Annotated in this window: 1 pseudogene; it reads right to left on the reverse strand. The window is 66.1% G+C overall.

From position 1 onward, the window contains the following. Positions 1–155: 155 nt before the first annotated feature. A pseudogene (locus EN824_RS33620) lies at positions 156–392 on the reverse strand (hypothetical protein); the annotation flags it as partial.

Raw genomic sequence — 392 nt, forward strand, 5'->3', positions numbered from 1 at the left:
CCGCCATCAACGCCTCTACGTAGGTGGCGGTCTTGAAGCGTTCCAGCAACGGGGCTTTGGCCACTTTGTAGTACGCTTTGAGCGACGCGGCGTGGGATCGGGCGACGGCTGGAACACTGCTCATGAGCGGCTGGCGGTAAAAAAGGCGAAATCGGTCAGGCGGTGGCGGCGACCACGCGCGGCCGCGCGGGCGTGCCGGCGGAGACGGTCAGCACGTCGTAGCCGGTTTCCGTGACGAGCACAGTGTGCTCCCACTGCGCCGAGAGGCTGCGGTCTTTGGTCTTGACGGTCCACTGGTCCGGCACGGGCCTCGAACTGCAGGCGGGCATGATCTTCACCGTCGAGCCGATGATCAACGCCGGCCGCCGCGACATCCGCACCATGCTGGACCA

This window comes from Mesorhizobium sp. M8A.F.Ca.ET.181.01.1.1, from assembly GCF_004792025.1.
GTDB lineage: Bacteria > Pseudomonadota > Alphaproteobacteria > Rhizobiales > Rhizobiaceae > Mesorhizobium.